The organism is Paraburkholderia sp. BR14374 (assembly GCF_040948685.1).
Taxonomy (GTDB): domain Bacteria; phylum Pseudomonadota; class Gammaproteobacteria; order Burkholderiales; family Burkholderiaceae; genus Paraburkholderia; species Paraburkholderia youngii.
Window position 1 is genome coordinate 1 of sequence record NZ_JBFPKF010000033.1, and the last position, 15,941, is coordinate 15,941.

Sequence of the window (15,941 nt, forward strand, 5' to 3'; positions counted from 1 at the left end):
ATCGAGCACGTTCATGAAGGTCGCGAGCGCTACGGCGAACGTGCCGATGGCGAATTTCGCGCCAGTCAGCTGGGCCGGCGCGGCCGGATTGGTCGATGGGTTCATTGCAACTCCTCGTCTCGGTTCGAAGCGCCCTTCGATTGCGGGCTGATATCTGATATGTCAGATATTCGAATAAAAAAATGCCGCCTAGTCGTTCAGCAGTCTGGACAGCAGCACGTTCAACGCGTCGAAGTCCGACTTCGAGAAGTGCGAGAGCCGCTCGCTCCATGCTCCCTGGACAACCCGTATATGGCGCGCGGCGATGGGCCGCCCTTTCTGCGTCAATGAAACATTGACGAGTCGACGATCCCTGCCGTTGCGGGCGCGCTCGATCAATCCGCTGTCTTCGAGCCTGTCCAGCACGCGGGTCATCCGGGTCGGGTGGACGCCCGCCAATTTCGACAGGGCGGCCGGTGTTTTCGCGCTCCCGCGCGCCAGCGTGAGCAGAACGCCGCGCTGCTGCAGATTGAGTCCTGCATCCGCGAGCCCTGCCCTGAGTTCGCTTGCAATCAGCTGACGCGCCTGACCCAGCACGGACACCAGCTTCTGCGTCCGCTCGAAGTCTTCGTTGATCGAATCGTCCATCGATCGCCTCCTCGATATCTGACTTCAATATATTTGACTATGCAGATTTGTGCAAGCGCTCTTCCTCGCCGTTTGCGCTATGTGGTGCAAAACTGAATTGATCTACCGGCGACAATCGCGACCGGCACCGGCAGGACCACTGCCGACACGTGTCATCACTCACCGCTTGTTCCTGCGGCTCACAACTGTTTGTCCGCGCCTTGTGTGCAAAAGCGCAGCACGACTGCATAAATTAGTAGCCATCGGAGCCAACAGTCCGATCACAGATTGCTGATCCAACCAACTTCGAGGTTCACTATGAGTCAGTCTCCCAAAGTCATCGTGGTCACCGGTGCATCGCAAGGCATCGGCGCCGAAACCGTCAAGGCATTTCTCAACCTTGGCCATAACGTGGTCGCGACATCGCGCAGCATCAAGCCGTCCGACGATCCCAAACTCGTCACGGTAGCTGGTGACATCGCCGATCCGGCCACCGCCCGACGCGTGATCGACACAGCGGTGGCACGTTTCGGTCGTGTCGATACGCTCGTGAACAATGCGGGCATTTTCGTGGCCAAGCCGTTCACGCAGTACACGGCCGAAGATTACGCGACGATCACCGGCATCAATCTCGCGGGCTTCTTCCACATCACGCAGTTGGCGATCGCCGAGATGGAGAAGCATGAGCGCGGCCATGTGCTCAGCATCACGACGACGCTCGTCGATCACGCGATCGACGGCGTGCCGTCCGTGCTGGCCTCGCTGACCAAGGGCGGCCTCGCCGCCGCGACCCGCTCGCTCGCGATCGAGTATGCGAAGCGCGGCATTCGCGCCAACGCAGTTTCGCCCGGCATCATCAAGTCACCGATGCATGCGCCCGAAACCCATGCGGCGCTCGGCGCATTGCATCCGGTGGGTCATATGGGCGAGATGAGCGACATCGTGAATGCGATCCTCTATCTCGACTCGGCGCCGTTCGTGACGGGCGAGATCCTGCACGTGGACGGCGGCCAGAGCGCGGGCCACTGAGCGGGCCATGCGATGAAGACGCGCGCGCCGCTCAGTGCGCGCGCGTGCGTGGCGCGGGCACCGGGGGTGTCGTGGGCGTGGCCAACTGCTCGATCAGAAATTCGACGAAAACCCGCACGCGCGAAGTCAGATAGCGCGCGTGCGGATAAAGCAGGATGAATGGCCGCGTACGCCCGCCCACTTCGCGCAGCACTTCCACGAGCCGACCTTCGCGCAGGTCGTCGGCCACGACGAAGCGATAAGTCTGAAAGAGACCCGCGCCGGCACGCGCGAGCGTCACGCCGGCGAGCGCATCGCCCGAGGTTCCATAGCTTCCCCGGGTCAGCACGTCGCCATTTTCAGCCGAGCCCTCGAAGGTCCACGCGAGATGACGCCCGCTGCTCGGCATTTCGAACTGGATGCACTCGTGGGTCTGCAGGTCCTCGACGGTGCTCGGCACCCCCGCGCGTTTCAGGTAGGCGGGCGTCGCCACCACGACCATTTCCGCATCTTCGAGCTTGCGCGCGACGAGGTTTGAATCGGCCGGTGCGCGTCCGCGTATCGCTAGATCGAAACCTTCGTCCGCGAAGTCGATGTTGCGGTTGCTCAGGTGCGTCTCGACCTGGACTTGCGGATAGCGCTCGCGAAACGCCGGCAGCAGCGGCAACACGCGATAGTGCCCATACGGCGTCGGCATGCTGATGCGCAGCACGCCTGCCGGTGTGGTTTGCTCGCCCGTCACTTCGCGCTCGGCGTCCATCAGTTGCGACAACGCCTGACGGCACTGCTCGAAGTAGCGCCGCCCCGCGTCGGTCAGACGGATCTGGCGCGTCGTGCGCACGAACAGGCGCACGCCGAGCCGTTCCTCGAGCCGCGCCACCGAGCGGCTCACCGCCGCCGGCGTGACACTCGCGGCGTTGGCCGCGAGCGTAAAGCTTCCGAGCTCCGCCGCGAAACAGAAGAGCTCGATGCTGCCCAGCAGCAGATCGTCGAATTTGCGTTGCATGCCTGTCTCCCTTTGTTTTTTTGTTTCGAGGATGCGTGCCGATGTTTTCGATCGATGCGAGGCATGAAAATCAGACTGCTCAGTTCCACACCGATTGCAGCCGCTCGATACTTTCACGCGTTTCGCGGTCGAGTTGCGCGATCAGTTCGCCGGCGGGCATCGAACGCGCAAGCGGCGCGGCCTGCCCCGCCCATTGCGCGCCGTAGCCGAACTCACCCCTGGCCTTGGCGGCTGCATTGAGTGCCTTGCCGGCGTCGTAGGCGATCGGATAGGAAGGCGTTTGCGGGGCCTGCGGGTCCTCGCCGAGCGCCGTGAAGCGATTGACGATGCTGCGCGCGAGGCGCCCCGAAATGGCCGACGTGAACGTCGTCGAGCGCGCCGCATCGCTGAGCAACGCGCTGCGATAGGCGTCGTCGATCGAGGTTTCCGGGCATGCGACGAAGGCCGTGCCCATTTGCGCCGCCTGCGCGCCCAGTGCAAGCGCGGCCGCGATGCCGGCGCCGTCCATGATGCCGCCCGCCGCGATCACGGGCAGCTCGAACTCGCTCGCCAGCAGACGCGTCAAGGCGAACGTGCCGAGGCGCTCGTCGCGCGAGGTCGTGTCGAATATGCCGCGATGACCGCCCGCCTCGATGCCCTGCGCGACGATCGCATCGACGCCTGCTTCGACGGCCGCCGCCGCTTCGTCGAGATTGGTCGCGCTCGCCAGCAAACGGATGCCCGCGTGCTTCAGTTGCGCGATCACCGCATCGGGCGGCAAGCCGAAATGGAAGCTGACGACGGCCGGCTTCTCCGCGAGCAGCATCGCCTGCATCGCGGTGTCGACGACGAAGCTCGTGTAGATCTCCGAGAGCGCTTGCGGCGGCGTCGCGCCGTATTGCCGGAACACCGGTTCGAGCCAGGCGAGCCATGCACGCTCGACGGCCGCATCGGGTGTTGCCGGGCGATGGCAGAACACGTTGATGTTGAACGGCTTGGTCGTTAGTTCGCGGGTCTGGTGGATCGCGCGGCGCGCGTTCTCCGCGTTCATCGCGGCAACGCCGAGCGAGCCCAGACCGCCCGCGTTCGACACCGCGGCCGCGAGCGCCGGCGTGGTGACGCCGGCCATCGGCGCCTGAATGATCGGCTTGTGGATGCCGAGCGTGCGCAGTAACGCGCGATTGTCCGCTTGAGTGCTCATGTTCCCTTCCCACCGGATGCGTTAAAAAGGTTCAATGTACCTGCCGGCTTGCCTGCCTGTCACGCTCCAGCGCGGCCGTGCGCCCAGCGCGCAAGTTCACCGCAGGCGATCAGCCGCGCGCCGGTCACGAAGAATACACGGTGATGATCGGCTCGATCGACAGGTTGGCGAGCAGATGCATAGCCGCCTACCAGACCGGCGATCAAACGCAGCGCGATCAGCTCGTCAACATTGTGCGCCACGCCGATCAACGGCAGCGCCAGGGCCATACCGATCGCCGGTACAGACGAAACCGTCGCATTCATTTCGCGCTGCGTGCGGCAAACGGATCGACGGCGAGTGCGAGAAGGAGCGCCACCGCGCCAATCGCGTAGAGCACCGGATAATTGCCGCCGGTCACGCGGAGAACCTGAAGAACCCGCTGTGCAGCAGCACGGGCTTCGCGCCGACCTCCTCGAGCAGCTGTTTGGCGGCCTGCTCGATCTGATAGCGGTGCGCGAGGAACGCCTGGACCAGATCGTCTTCGCGCAGCGAGCGCGCGCCGAAGTGGATCTTCGAGCGCCTCGGCGGTAATCGCGCACTGCACGGACCGATCGTCGACGTGCGCCGGAAACGCCAGCACCAGATCGCGGGCGCAGTATTCGGGCATGCAGGATGGAAAGGAAATATGCATGGTGACGCCCCCAAGCGCATGAAGTGCCGCGACGTCTCCAGCTTAATCACGCAATCCACCGCGGATTTGACGTACGTCAAGGCAGCGTTGCGCGTCATCAGCGGTGGCGTCGTTTGCCGCGGCCGTGTCGGTACGAAGGTCATTCGCCCGTGCGCGTCACCGGACCCGCATCGGTGTCGTTGCGTCGCGTCGTGGTGCGGCAAACGCACCGAGGCCGCGTGATCGTCCGTGCGCGATTAGCGCTGTCAGAGCGGGTGCCACCCCGTTTGAGCAACGCCGGCCGCCACACACAGCACGACGACTGCAAGCGGCGGCACCTTCCAGCGCAGCAACAGCAAAAAGCCGATACACGCGACCGCGAAATCCGTCGCCGACAACACCGCGCTCGTCCACACCGGCGAATAGAGCGCGGCGGCCAGCAGGCCGACCACCGCGGCATTGACGCCGGCAAGCGCCGCCGCCATCGCCGCACGCGCGCGCAGCGCCTGCCACCACGGCAATGCGGCGAGCACGAGCAGCAGACCCGGCAGAAAGATGCCCACTGTCGACAGCAGTGCGCCGCTCCAGTGTCTGGGTGGCAGCGCCATCATCCAGCCGAGAAACGCCGCGAACGTGAATAGAGGTCCGGGTACGGCCTGGGCCGCGCCATAGCCGGCCAGGAAGTCGTTGGGCGAGACCCATCCGGTCGCGACGGTTTCACGCTGCAAAAGCGGCAGCACCACGTGCCCGCCGCCAAACACGAGCGCGCCCGAGCGATAGAACGCGTCGAACACGCGCAGGCCTTGCGAGGGCCCGCTTGCCGCCCGTAGCGGCAACCCGAACAGCAATGCGCAAAACACCACTAGCGCGACGATGCCCGCCGTGCGCGACACCTGAAAATCGCCGGCCCGCAGAGGAGTGGCGCGTGGCGCTTGCGCCGCCGTGGTCCGGCACAGCGTGACACCGAGCACGGCGCCGGCGCCGATCACGATCAGTTGGGCGTAGACGGTGCCAAGCACACTCAGCAATGCGAGCGATGCGAGCGCGATCGCCGCGCGGCGGCGATCCGGACAAAGACGCCGCGCCATGTCCCAGACCGCCTGCGCGACGACGGCCACCGCGACGAGTTTCAGGCCGTGGATCACACCCGTGCCGAGCGCTCCGCCGAGGTCCGGTGCGATCGCGGCAAAGGCCAGCATCACGAGTACCGACGGCAGCGTGAAGCCGCACCACGCGGCAAGGCCCCCAGCCCACCCGGCCCGCAGTAACCCGATCGAAAATCCCGCCTGGCTGCTCGCGGGGCCCGGCAGAAACTGGCACAGGCCGACCAGGTCGGTGAAGGCTTCGTCGTCGAGCCAGCGGCGCTGCTCGACGAACTCGCGCCGGAAGTAACCGATGTGAGCGATCGGGCCACCGAAACTGGTCAGCCCGAGTTTGAGAAATGCGCTGAACACCTCGATAACGCGCGTGAGCCGTGAGCGGCGCGGCGACGACAAATCAGTATCCATGGATGGGCGGGGCGAGCGATGTCGATTTCGCGGGGTGGCGGAACCACGGGCCATCGACGGGCCTCGTGTTTTGACGACGCACAGTATAGAGCTCTGCCGCGCGACCATGCGCGCCACCGCTCCGGCTCGCCGCGCCCCGCCTAAGACGCTTCGATCAACACCTTCAGCGCGCGCGTGCTCGACGCGCTGGAGAACGTCTCGTAAGCCGAAAGAATATCGTCGAGCCGGAACCGATGCGTGATCAGACGCGTCGGATCGATCCGCCCCGCCTTGACCGTCTTCATCAGCATCGGGGTACTGACGGTATCGACGAGACGCGTCGTAATCGCGATGTTGCGATCCCACAGCTGTTCCAGATGCAGATCGCACTTCACGCCGTGCACGCCGATGTTCGCGATCGTTCCGCCAGGCGCGACCAGTTGCTGGCAAAGCTCGAACGTCGGCGGAATGCCGACCGCTTCGATCACGCAGTCGGCGCCGACCGATTCCGTCAGCTTCAGCACTTGCGCGACCGCATCGGTATGCGCGTTGTCGACGCACGCGGTCGCGCCGAAGCGGTGCGCGACATCGAGCCGGTTGACATCGGGATCGATCATGATGATCTGCGCCGGCGAGTAGAACTGCGCGGTCAACAGCGCCGCGAGCCCGATCGGTCCGGCGCCGACGATCGCCACCGTGGAGCCCGGCTGAACCTTGCCGTTGAGCACGCCGCATTCGAAGCCGGTCGGCAGAATGTCGGACAGCATCACGAGCGCCTCTTCGTCGAGGCCGGCCGGAATCCGGTACAGACTGCTCTGCGCATGCGGAATGCGCACGTATTCGGCCTGCGTGCCGTCGATCCGGTTACCGAGAATCCAGCCGCCCGTCGTGCAATGCGAATACATGCCGCGCCTGCAGTAGTCACAGCGACCGCACGAGGTAATGCACGAGATCAGCACGTGATCGCCGGCCGCGAGCCCGCTCACCGCGTCGCCGACCTGATGCACGACACCGACGCCTTCGTGGCCGAGAATGCGGCCCGGCTCGCAGCTCGGCACGTCGCCTTTGAGAATGTGCAGATCGGTGCCGCAGATCGTCGTGCGGGTGAGTTTGACGATTGCATCGGTGGGCGCCGTCAGTTCGGGGATCGGCCGTTCGTCGAGCGACTTTTTGCCCGGACCGTGATAAACGAGTGCTTTCATGACGGACTTCTCCTGTGGCCGGAATGAAACACGATGCGTGCTATTGCGTCACGCGCTTACATCATGCGCCCCGGCATGGCGGGCGGCTTGATCTGGGTCAAGCATGTGGGTTCAACTGATTGCGGGCCGCGGCGTCCGAGCTACGAAAACAACGCCGACGCGTCGATGTCGGTCATTTTCTCGAGTTCGTCGCGGCGCGTATCGCACGCTCGCCTGATCGTCGCGCCTTGGGCGATCCACACGGCCAGCGAAATGAACGCGAGGCTACCGAGCGCAATGAATGCCGTCGGGTAGCCGAAGCGGCTGGCGAGCCATCCGCCGAGCAGTGGACTCAGGCAACCGCCGGCGGCTTCGACGCTTTGCACCGCGCCCTGACCGAAGTTCACCCGCCCGCTGCCATGCAACAGGTGCACGACGAGAGCCGGGATCGCGACGCTTTGCAGCCCGGAGCCCAGACCGTCGAAGATTTGCACCGGCACGATCCCCCACTCGGCCGTGATCCATGCCGCGGTCAAGCCGCGCAGCGGCAGCGTGATCAGCGTCGCGAGGATGACCCACCAGAAACCCCAGCGGCGGATCGCGCGGCTCGCGTAGACAGCGGCGCACAGCATCACGAGCTGGGAAATGATGATATTGGCCGCCGTGATCGCGCTGGCGTCGCGGTGGTGTGCCGCCGCTTGCGCAAGGCTGTAAAGCGGCAGCAGCGTGGAATTGCCGAGGCTGAAGGCGGCCAGCGCGAGCGCGAGCAACAGCAACGGGCGGCAGCGGATCAGCGCGCGCACGCTGTCCGCGCGCACCTGCGAGCGATCCTTGTCGTCCTCGTGCGCGAGGCCGCGCGCATAGTGCCGATGCACCGCGCGCGCGGGAATCAGCAGCACGGAGACAATGCACGCGATGCCGAACGCCGCCCCGAGCGCGAACACCCAAACGATACCCAGCCACCAGCCGATCGCGCCGGACAAAGCCGCCGCCACGATGTTGCCGGCGTGGTTCGCCACCTGGTTGCGGCCGTATTGCCGATCGAAGTTTCTGCGGCCGGTCATGCCGAGCGTCAATCCCATCAGCGCGGTGCCCATGACCGAGCCGGCCACTGCCGTGGCGATCTGCGAGAACGCGATCGGCCAGTAGCCGCGCGAAAACCAGATCACGCCTGCGGCGGCGACCGTCAACGCGCTGGCGGCAACCACCACCGCGCGCCGATGGTAAATGGCATCGACCAGCGCGCCAGCCGGAGCCGTCACGAGCACGCTGACGATGGCCCCCAACGTCAGCACGGTGTCGATCATGTCGGGGCTCCATCCATGCGCTTGCAGATAGATGCCGAGAAAGGGTCCCGCGCCTGCCTGCACATCGGCTGCGAAGAAGCTGACTGCCAGTAAGGGGGTGGTCGGTTTCGTGTTGTGTTCTTCCAGTTTTTTGGCGGGCGCGAGCGATGGGCTTCCATCGATCAGGCGTCCGTCGGGACACTGCGCAAGGCGATCAGCGCATATCCCGCTGGAGCATCGAGCGTGCCTGCGACTGCCGTGAAGGTCACTGCCATTCATTCGGAGCAGCATTTTCTATCGATTTGTCCGATCGACCGGGCGGATGCTTTGGTTGCGGCAATGCATGCTTCGCAAGCAGTTGCTGATGGCGTGCTTCGGTGGCCTCGTCGGCGGGAAACATGGATTCGATGCGCAGTTCCTGCGCGGCCACGTTTTGCGGTGTACCCACGGTCGTGACCATCGAGAAATAGCGCAGCACCACGCCTTCGCTGATGAAGCCGAGTGGAATCATCGGCAGCGTCGCGGGCGTCGTGGAAGAGCCATGATGCGTCTTCCAGTCGCGTGGCACATCGGGATACGCAAGCAGTTCATCGAGTAGACGCTTCGTGTGGGCACCGATGACATGACCCACCGATTCACGATACACGCGTTGCAGCAGGCTTCGCGCGACCTCATCCCAATCGGCCACGAACGGACGCATGCCGAGCGGATCGAAGATCAGATGCAGCATGTTGCGCGGGCCTTCGCGCGCAGCCGTGTCGATGAAGCAGTTGAAAAAGCGCGGCGCCGCGTCGTTGCTCATCAGCACGTTCCAGTCGCGGTCCATCACGAGCGCCGGAAACGGCTCATGCTGACGCACGACCCGTTCGAGCGCGCGAACCACGCCGTTCATCTCTTGCGCATTCCACGGCGCTTCCGAATAGACCGGTGCGTAACCGGCGGCAAGCAGCAGCGCATTGCGCTCGCGCAGCGGCACGTCGAGAGTTTGCGCAAGCGTCAGCAGCGTGTCGCGGCCCGGCACGCTGCGCCCGCTTTCGATGAAGCTGATCTGCCGCTGCGAGAAGCCGGCCTCGAGCGACAGATCGAGCTGACTCACGCCGCGCACGTCACGCCAATAGCGCAATAGACTACCGAGATCGGCCGGCTGCACTTTCGGATCGTGACTCGTGACGTTCATCGCTTTGCCCTCCTTTTAATGGACTGAAAAGAGCTGCTGCGCGCCATCGAATTGGCGGCGCAATAGCCGAAGATTAGCGGCGCCCTCGCGGCGCGCCAATTACATCGGATGTCATCGTCATCGGCCAATTGACGGCGGCTTCTTTCTGGCGACCCGCCTGGGCGCGGACTATGATGTTTGAGTTTGTTCCCCTCTTGTCCCGTTCACCACTGGAAAGGAAGAACATCATGCCCACGATGAAAGCAGTCGAAGTGAAGCAGGCCGGCGGCCCGCTCGAACTGGTCCAACGTGAAGTGCCCGAGGCGGGCGCGGGTCACGTGCGCATCAGGATTCAGGCTTGCGGCATCTGTCATAGCGATGTGATGACCAAGGACGGGCTGTGGCCGGACCTCGCCTATCCGCGCGTGCCCGGTCATGAGATCGCGGGCGTGATCGATTCGCTCGGTGCGGGTGTCGAGGGCTGGCAGCTCGGGCAGCGTGTCGGGGTCGGCTGGCACGGCGGGCACTGCGGCAAATGCGAACACTGCCGCCGGGGCGACTTCGTGCTGTGCAAGTTTGCGCTGATCCCCGGCATCAGCTACGACGGCGGCTACGCCGAATACATGGTGGCCCCGGTCGAAGCGCTGGCGCGCATTCCCGACGATCTGTCCGATGTCGATGCCGCGCCGCTGCTGTGCGCAGGCATCACGACCTTCAACGCGATACGCAATAGCGGCGCGCGCGCCGGCGACGTGGTCGCGATTCTCGGCATCGGCGGCCTCGGTCATCTCGGCGTGCAGTTCGCGCGCAAGATGGGCTTTCGTACGGTGGCGATCGCGCGCGGTCAGGACAAGGCCCCGCTCGCGCAGCAACTGGGCGCGCATCACTACATCGACAGCAAAACGGAAAACGTCGCCGAGAAATTGCAGGCACTGGGCGGCGCGAAGCTGATCCTCGCCACGGTGACGAGCGGCAAAGCGATGACCGCCGCGCTCGGCGGTCTCGGCCTGAACGGCAAGCTCGTGATGGTCGGCGTCTCCGAAGAGCCGATCGAAGTGCCGATCGTGCAGTTCATCATGGGACGCAACTCGGTGCAAGGCTGGCCCTCCGGCACCTCGGCCGATTCGCAGGACACGCTCGCGTTCAGCGCGCTCACCGGCGTCAAGCCGATGATCGAAGAGTATCCGCTCGCCGAGGCGGCGCAGGCCTACGATCGGATGCTGAGCGGTCACGCGCGTTTCAGGGTGGTGTTGAAGATGATCTGAGTGGATGCTTGGGAAGGAGACGAAGAAAAAACGCGATTGCCGGCATCCCGGCAATCGCGCTCGATGACCACTCAAAGCTACCTTCGAACACAGCGTCGGCGTGGCAAGGAACCACGCGCGCCGCAGTAGCTGGATCAAGCCAGATCGAAACGATCCAGATTCATCACCTTGACCCACGCGGCAATGAAGTCGCGCACGAACTTCTCCTTACCGTCCTCGCTCGCGTAGACCTCGCTCAGGGCGCGCAGCACCGAGTTCGAGCCGAACACCAGATCGACACGGGTACCCGTCCACTTGACCTCGCCGGTCTTCGCGTCGGCGCCTTCGAACGTTTCCGCGGCCTCTGACACCGGCGTCCATTCCGTACCCATATCGAGCAGGTTACGGAAGAAGTCGTTGGTCAGCGTTTCCGGTTTGTCCGTCAGCACACCTTCCTTGCCACCGCCCACCTTCAGCACGCGCAGGCCGCCGATCAGCGCCGTCATCTCGGGCGCCGTCAACGTCAGCAGTTGCGCCTTGTCGATCAGCAGCTTCTCCGCCTCCACCGGGAACTTGCCGCCCAGATAGTTGCGGAAGCCGTCGTGGACCGGCTCGAGCGCGCCGACCGATTGGACGTCGGTCTGATCCTGCGACGCATCCATGCGACCCGGCGAGAACGGCACCGTCACCTGCTGCCCGGCGTTCTTCGCAGCCTGCTCGATGCCGGCACTCCCCGCCAGCACGATCAGGTCGGCGAGCGAAATCTTCTTGCCGCCGGACTGCGCACCGTTGAACTCGCTCTGGATGCCTTCGAGCACCTTCAGCACCTTCGCGAGCTCGGCCGGCTGGTTGACGGCCCAGTCCTTCTGCGGCGCGAGCCGGATGCGCGCGCCGTTGGCGCCGCCGCGCTTGTCCGAGCCGCGGAACGTCGAGGCCGATGCCCACGCGGTCGTGACCAGTTGCGACACCGACAGTCCGGACGCGAGGATCTTCTGCTTAAGCGCCGCGACGTCCTTGTCGTCGACGAGCGGGTGATCGACGGCCGGAATCGGGTCCTGCCACAGCAGTTCTTCCGCCGGCACTTCCGGGCCCAGATAGCGGGCGCGCGGACCCATGTCGCGGTGCGTGAGCTTGAACCACGCGCGCGCGAACGCGTCGGCGAACTCGTCCGGGTTGGCCATGAAGCGCCGCGAGATCTTTTCGTAGATCGGGTCGAGGCGTAGCGACAGGTCGGTCGTCAGCATCGTCGGCAGCAGTTTTTTCGACGGGTCGTGCGCATGCGGGATCGTCGGCTCCGCGCCCTTCGCAACCCACTGATTCGCGCCGGCCGGGCTCTTGGTCAGCTCCCACTCGTGGCCGAACAGGTTGTGGAAATAGCCCATGCCCCACTGCGTCGGCGTCGAGGTCCACGTGACTTCGATACCGCTCGTGATCGTGTCGGCGCCCTTGCCGGTGCCGAAGCTGTTGCGCCAGCCGAGCCCCATCTCCTCGAGACCGGCACCTTCCGGTTCCGGACCGACGTTCTCGGCGGGCCCCGCACCGTGCGTCTTGCCGAATGTGTGGCCACCGGCGATCAGCGCGACCGTTTCCTCGTCGTTCATCGCCATGCGGGCGAACGTTTCGCGGATGTCGACCGCGGCCGCGAGCGGATCGGGATTGCCGTCCGGGCCTTCCGGGTTCACGTAGATCAGGCCCATCTGCACCGCGCCGAGCGGGTTTTCGAGGTTGCGTCCGGGCGGATCGGTGCGGCTCTTTTCGGTGCCGTGCAGTTCCTCGTCGGCGACCAGCACGCCTTCCTCGTCTTCCCTGCCGGCCGCGCCCTTGCCATAGCGCACGTCGCCGCCGAGCCAGGTCTTTTCATTGCCCCAGTAGACGTCCTGATCCGGTTCCCACGTGTCCTCGCGCCCGCCGCCGAAACCAAAAGTCTTGAAGCCCATCGTTTCGAGCGCGACGTTGCCGGTCAGGATCAGCAGATCGGCCCACGAAATTTTCTGGCCGTATTTCTGCTTGATCGGCCACAGCAGCCGGCGCGCCTTGTCGAGGCTCACGTTGTCCGGCCAGCTATTGATCGGCGCGAAACGCTGCTGGCCGCGCCCTGCGCCGCCGCGGCCGTCGCCGATGCGGTAGGTGCCGGCGCTGTGCCATGCCATACGGATAAACAGCGGTCCGTAGTGGCCAAAGTCAGCGGGCCACCAGGGCTGCGAATCGGTCATCAGCGCGGCGAGGTCTTTCTTGAGCGCGTCGTAGTCGAGGCTCTTGAATGCCTCGGCATAGTTAAAGTCTTTGTCTAGCGGATTGGAGCGGTTGGAATGCTGGTTCAGCAGATCGACGCGCAATTGCTTCGGCCACCAGTCTCGAATGGTCGTCCCGCCGCCGGCGGTGTGGATGAACGGGCACTTTGCTTCGTTTGACATGCGTTCTCTCCTTTGGAGGATGTCTCCGTTGTCGATCGGAGTCGGTGCGAAGCACTTTCTCCAATCCCATGCAAGGTACTTGTTATGCGTTTGTCATCCTGTCAGGCGTCCGTGGCATTTTGACGATCGAGGAACCCGACAGTCGGCCAAATGATTCGGCAGTGCACTCATGAAATCCAGGGTTGAAGGAAACGCAGCCGGAGTTTCTAACAGATGACTCCGGCCGACGCGCCACTCCTATTCGAATATAGGCGAGGGCAAAGTTCAATAGAATTCGAATCCGGCAATGCCGGTAATAGATGGCGACTATAGGGGCCAACAATCGCGCGGCGCGTTCCATTACTGTATGCCGATCGATCGTCGCTGCGTCGAAGCTTGAGTGCGCCCCGCTGTTTTGCGCCAGGCGCGGCCTACTGTGTGATAGGGTTTCGCGTTTCATCAGCAACAGAATGGGCGCTGTTTTCTTTTCAGGCAAACGCTTCGGACAACGCCTGAGCGGAGCAGAATGACGCCAACCGGCGTGCGCCCGAGGAGTGTCCCGAACCGTGTCCAAAGCCGTGCCGAAAGCTGCCCCGAATGCTGAGCTCGCCACCGTCCAGCCCGTCGAATCGCTCGTCGTGCCGGAACTACTCGATGGCCGCGACGGCACCAATCGCGGCGCGGCGGAAAACTCCCAGCTATCGGCGCGCAACGACCTCGACGCCGTGCGCGCGTGGCTCTCCAATTACGCCGACACCAAAACCACCTTCGACAACTACCGCAAGGAAGCCGAGCGGCTGCTGCTCTGGGCCGTCGTGCAGCTCGGCAAGCCGCTGTCGTCGCTGACGCACGAGGATCTGCTGCTGTTCAAAGCGTTCATCGCCGATCCGCAGCCGGCCGCGCGCTGGGTGTCGGCAAACGGCGGCAAGTACGCGCGCGGCGACACGCGCTGGCGGCCGTTCAACGGGCCGCTGTCGCCGGCCAGCCAACGCCAGGCGCTGATCATCCTGAACGCGATGTTCACGTGGCTCGTCAACGCGGGCTATCTGCGCGGCAATCCGATGGCGCTGCTGCGACAGCGAGCGAAGCGCTCGGCGCCGCGCGTCACGCGCTATCTGTCGACGTCGCTGTGGGACGAAGTGAAACTGTTCGTCGAGCAGTTGCCGCAAGATACCGATGCGCAGCGCGCGTACTACGCGCGCTGCCGCTGGCTGACCACGCTGTTCTATCTGCAGGGCATGCGCATTTCCGAGGTCGCCGGCGGGCACATGGGCCAGTTCTTCCGAAGGCTCGGCGCCGACGGTCAAGACCAGTGGTGGCTCGAAACGCTCGGCAAGGGCGACAAGGAGCGGATCGTGCCGGTGTCGGCCGAACTGGTTCAGGAACTGCGCAGCTACCGGACGCTGAATGGCCTCGCCGCGCTGCCGACCCGCGCCGAGGAAACCCCGCTCGTGCTGCCCTTCAAGGGTCGCAACCGCTGCCTATCGCGCTCGGCGATTCACGACGCGATCAAAGGCATCTTCGCGGGCGCGGCGATGTGGCTGCGCGCGCGCGGCCCCGAATTCGCCGATCGCGCCGACGAACTCGAGCGCGCGTCGGCGCACTGGCTGCGGCATACGGCCGGTTCGCATCAGGCGGACGGCGGCGTCGATCTGCGCACGATCCGCGACAATCTCGGCCACGTGTCGCTGAATACGACCAGCCTTTATCTGCACACCGAGGACGACGCGCGCCATACCGAGACCGTCAATCGGCACCGGATGAACTGGCACGACGCGAAGTCTGAAGAAGGCAATCCGGGCGGCAATTAAGCGCGGATCGGAGCCCCGGCTGCGCACGCGCAATGGCGCATGCGTTTTCGCCTGCGCGGTTTTCGCCGGCGCATTCATCAACTAATTTTCCCGACCAGCGATTCGTATCTCAAGAACGCAAAACGCCTGGCCGTTAAAAGGGCGTCGCTCGACAAATAAACAAGACAAACCGGGGAATGAAGTTGAAAAAGATCACCAAGGCGCTGTTGGCGTCGGCTGCGTGCGCGAGCTTTCTCGCGGGCTGCGTGACCAGTGGGCAAGGCCAGCTCGTCAGCGCCCCGAACCGCCCTGCCGAAGCGACCGTGACCGCGTATCAGCCGTTGCCCACCGATGTGTACGTCGCGAATGTGGTCGACCGCGACGTGGTATTCGTCGGCGGCGATACGTATATCTGGGTCGTCGGCCGGGACGGCGTCCGGCAACGCCAGTTCTATGCGCATGGCGATCGTCGCGCGGAGGTTTTCCATCGCCGTGAGGAGTTGCGTCGCGTGATGGCGAGCCATGACGGTCATCTGCCGGGGTACCCGGGCGACGCGCGTGCGCCGTTCGCGCGCCCAGCCGGTCCCGCGCCGGCGATGGCCGCGCACGGACAGCCGCCGCGCGCCCACAGGCACGCCACCGGGCCGCTCAGGCCTGCGCGCGTGACAGCCGCGCACGGGCAACCGCGCCTTGCCAACATGCACGCCGCCGGCTCGGTCAGGCCTGGACGCTCGATGGCCGCACACAGACAACCGCGCCGAGGTGACATGAAAGTCGCCGGGCCGGTCGGGCCCGCGCCGGCACCATCGGGCAAGCGTGTACCGAAAGAGCCGAGCAAGTCGTAACGTCGCCGACATGCGCATCATCGCGTAATCGGCAAGACTGCGCGGGGAGCGGCTGGCAAGCGGCCGGCCTCTCGCGCCGGTCCGCCAGCAGCAAGCCGAAACCCGCT

Annotated in this window: 13 protein-coding genes and 1 pseudogene; 4 read left to right on the plus strand and 10 right to left on the minus strand. The window is 64.8% G+C overall.

Features of this window, described 5'->3' with window-relative positions; genetic code table 11:
* Nucleotides 1-189: 189 nt before the first annotated feature.
* A complete protein-coding gene (locus AB3X86_RS35430) occupies nt 190-627 on the minus strand; it encodes a MarR family winged helix-turn-helix transcriptional regulator (RefSeq protein ID WP_368599559.1) in 438 nt (145 codons plus the stop codon).
* Between the two features lie 297 nt (nt 628-924).
* Here AB3X86_RS35430 and AB3X86_RS35435 point away from each other — a divergent pair, with 297 nt between their 5' ends.
* Nucleotides 925-1,635 (plus strand): SDR family NAD(P)-dependent oxidoreductase, encoded by a 711-nt coding sequence (locus AB3X86_RS35435; RefSeq protein ID WP_368599560.1) that lies wholly within the window; start codon nt 925-927, stop codon nt 1,633-1,635.
* Between the two features lie 31 nt (nt 1,636-1,666).
* On the opposite strand, the gene AB3X86_RS35440 is transcribed toward AB3X86_RS35435, so the two are convergent.
* The 8 genes and pseudogenes from AB3X86_RS35440 to AB3X86_RS35475 form a co-directional block, all read right to left on the minus strand.
* Nucleotides 1,667-2,620 carry a LysR substrate-binding domain-containing protein gene (locus AB3X86_RS35440; RefSeq protein ID WP_368599561.1) on the minus strand — a complete coding sequence of 318 codons (954 nt, stop codon included), beginning with the start codon at nt 2,618-2,620 and terminating at the stop codon, nt 1,667-1,669.
* Nucleotides 2,621-2,699: 79 nt separating this feature from the next.
* Nucleotides 2,700-3,800: an NAD(P)H-dependent flavin oxidoreductase gene (locus AB3X86_RS35445; RefSeq protein ID WP_368599562.1), complete on the minus strand. Its 1,101-nt coding sequence runs from the start codon at nt 3,798-3,800 to the stop codon at nt 2,700-2,702.
* 59 nt (nt 3,801-3,859) lie between these two features.
* On the minus strand, nt 3,860-4,105 hold the full coding sequence (locus tag AB3X86_RS35450; protein WP_368599583.1) for a hypothetical protein: 246 nt from the start codon (nt 4,103-4,105) through the stop codon (nt 3,860-3,862).
* Between the two features lie 91 nt (nt 4,106-4,196).
* Nucleotides 4,197-4,473, minus strand: a pseudogene (locus AB3X86_RS35455) (DUF1488 domain-containing protein).
* A 245-nt stretch (nt 4,474-4,718) separates the two neighbouring features.
* On the minus strand, nt 4,719-5,960 hold the full coding sequence (gene chrA / locus AB3X86_RS35460; RefSeq protein WP_368599563.1) for a chromate efflux transporter: 1,242 nt from the start codon (nt 5,958-5,960) through the stop codon (nt 4,719-4,721).
* 140 nt (nt 5,961-6,100) lie between these two features.
* Entirely contained in the window at nt 6,101-7,141 is a 1,041-nt protein-coding gene (locus AB3X86_RS35465; RefSeq protein WP_368599564.1) for a zinc-dependent alcohol dehydrogenase family protein, read from the minus strand.
* A gap of 140 nt (nt 7,142-7,281) precedes the next feature.
* Entirely contained in the window at nt 7,282-8,553 is a 1,272-nt protein-coding gene (locus AB3X86_RS35470) for an MFS transporter (RefSeq protein WP_368599582.1), read from the minus strand.
* 118 nt (nt 8,554-8,671) lie between these two features.
* Nucleotides 8,672-9,583 (minus strand): helix-turn-helix domain-containing protein, encoded by a 912-nt coding sequence (locus AB3X86_RS35475; protein ID WP_368599565.1) that lies wholly within the window; start codon nt 9,581-9,583, stop codon nt 8,672-8,674.
* Nucleotides 9,584-9,810: 227 nt separating this feature from the next.
* Here AB3X86_RS35475 and AB3X86_RS35480 point away from each other — a divergent pair, with 227 nt between their 5' ends.
* Complete coding sequence (locus AB3X86_RS35480; RefSeq protein WP_368599566.1) at nt 9,811-10,827, plus strand: alcohol dehydrogenase; 1,017 nt, start codon at nt 9,811-9,813, stop codon at nt 10,825-10,827.
* A 134-nt stretch (nt 10,828-10,961) separates the two neighbouring features.
* On the opposite strand, the gene katG is transcribed toward AB3X86_RS35480, so the two are convergent.
* The gene (katG, locus tag AB3X86_RS35485) at nt 10,962-13,220 is read right to left on the minus strand and encodes a catalase/peroxidase HPI (protein ID WP_368599567.1); all 2,259 of its coding nucleotides are present in this window, start codon (nt 13,218-13,220) and stop codon (nt 10,962-10,964) included.
* 545 nt (nt 13,221-13,765) lie between these two features.
* Between katG and AB3X86_RS35490 the strand changes: the two genes are divergently transcribed.
* Both AB3X86_RS35490 and AB3X86_RS35495 read left to right on the plus strand, forming a co-directional pair.
* Nucleotides 13,766-15,010: a tyrosine-type recombinase/integrase gene (locus AB3X86_RS35490; protein WP_368599568.1), complete on the plus strand. Its 1,245-nt coding sequence runs from the start codon at nt 13,766-13,768 to the stop codon at nt 15,008-15,010.
* 176 nt (nt 15,011-15,186) lie between these two features.
* Nucleotides 15,187-15,834 (plus strand): hypothetical protein, encoded by a 648-nt coding sequence (locus AB3X86_RS35495; RefSeq protein WP_368599569.1) that lies wholly within the window; start codon nt 15,187-15,189, stop codon nt 15,832-15,834.
* Nucleotides 15,835-15,941 lie beyond the last annotated feature (107 nt).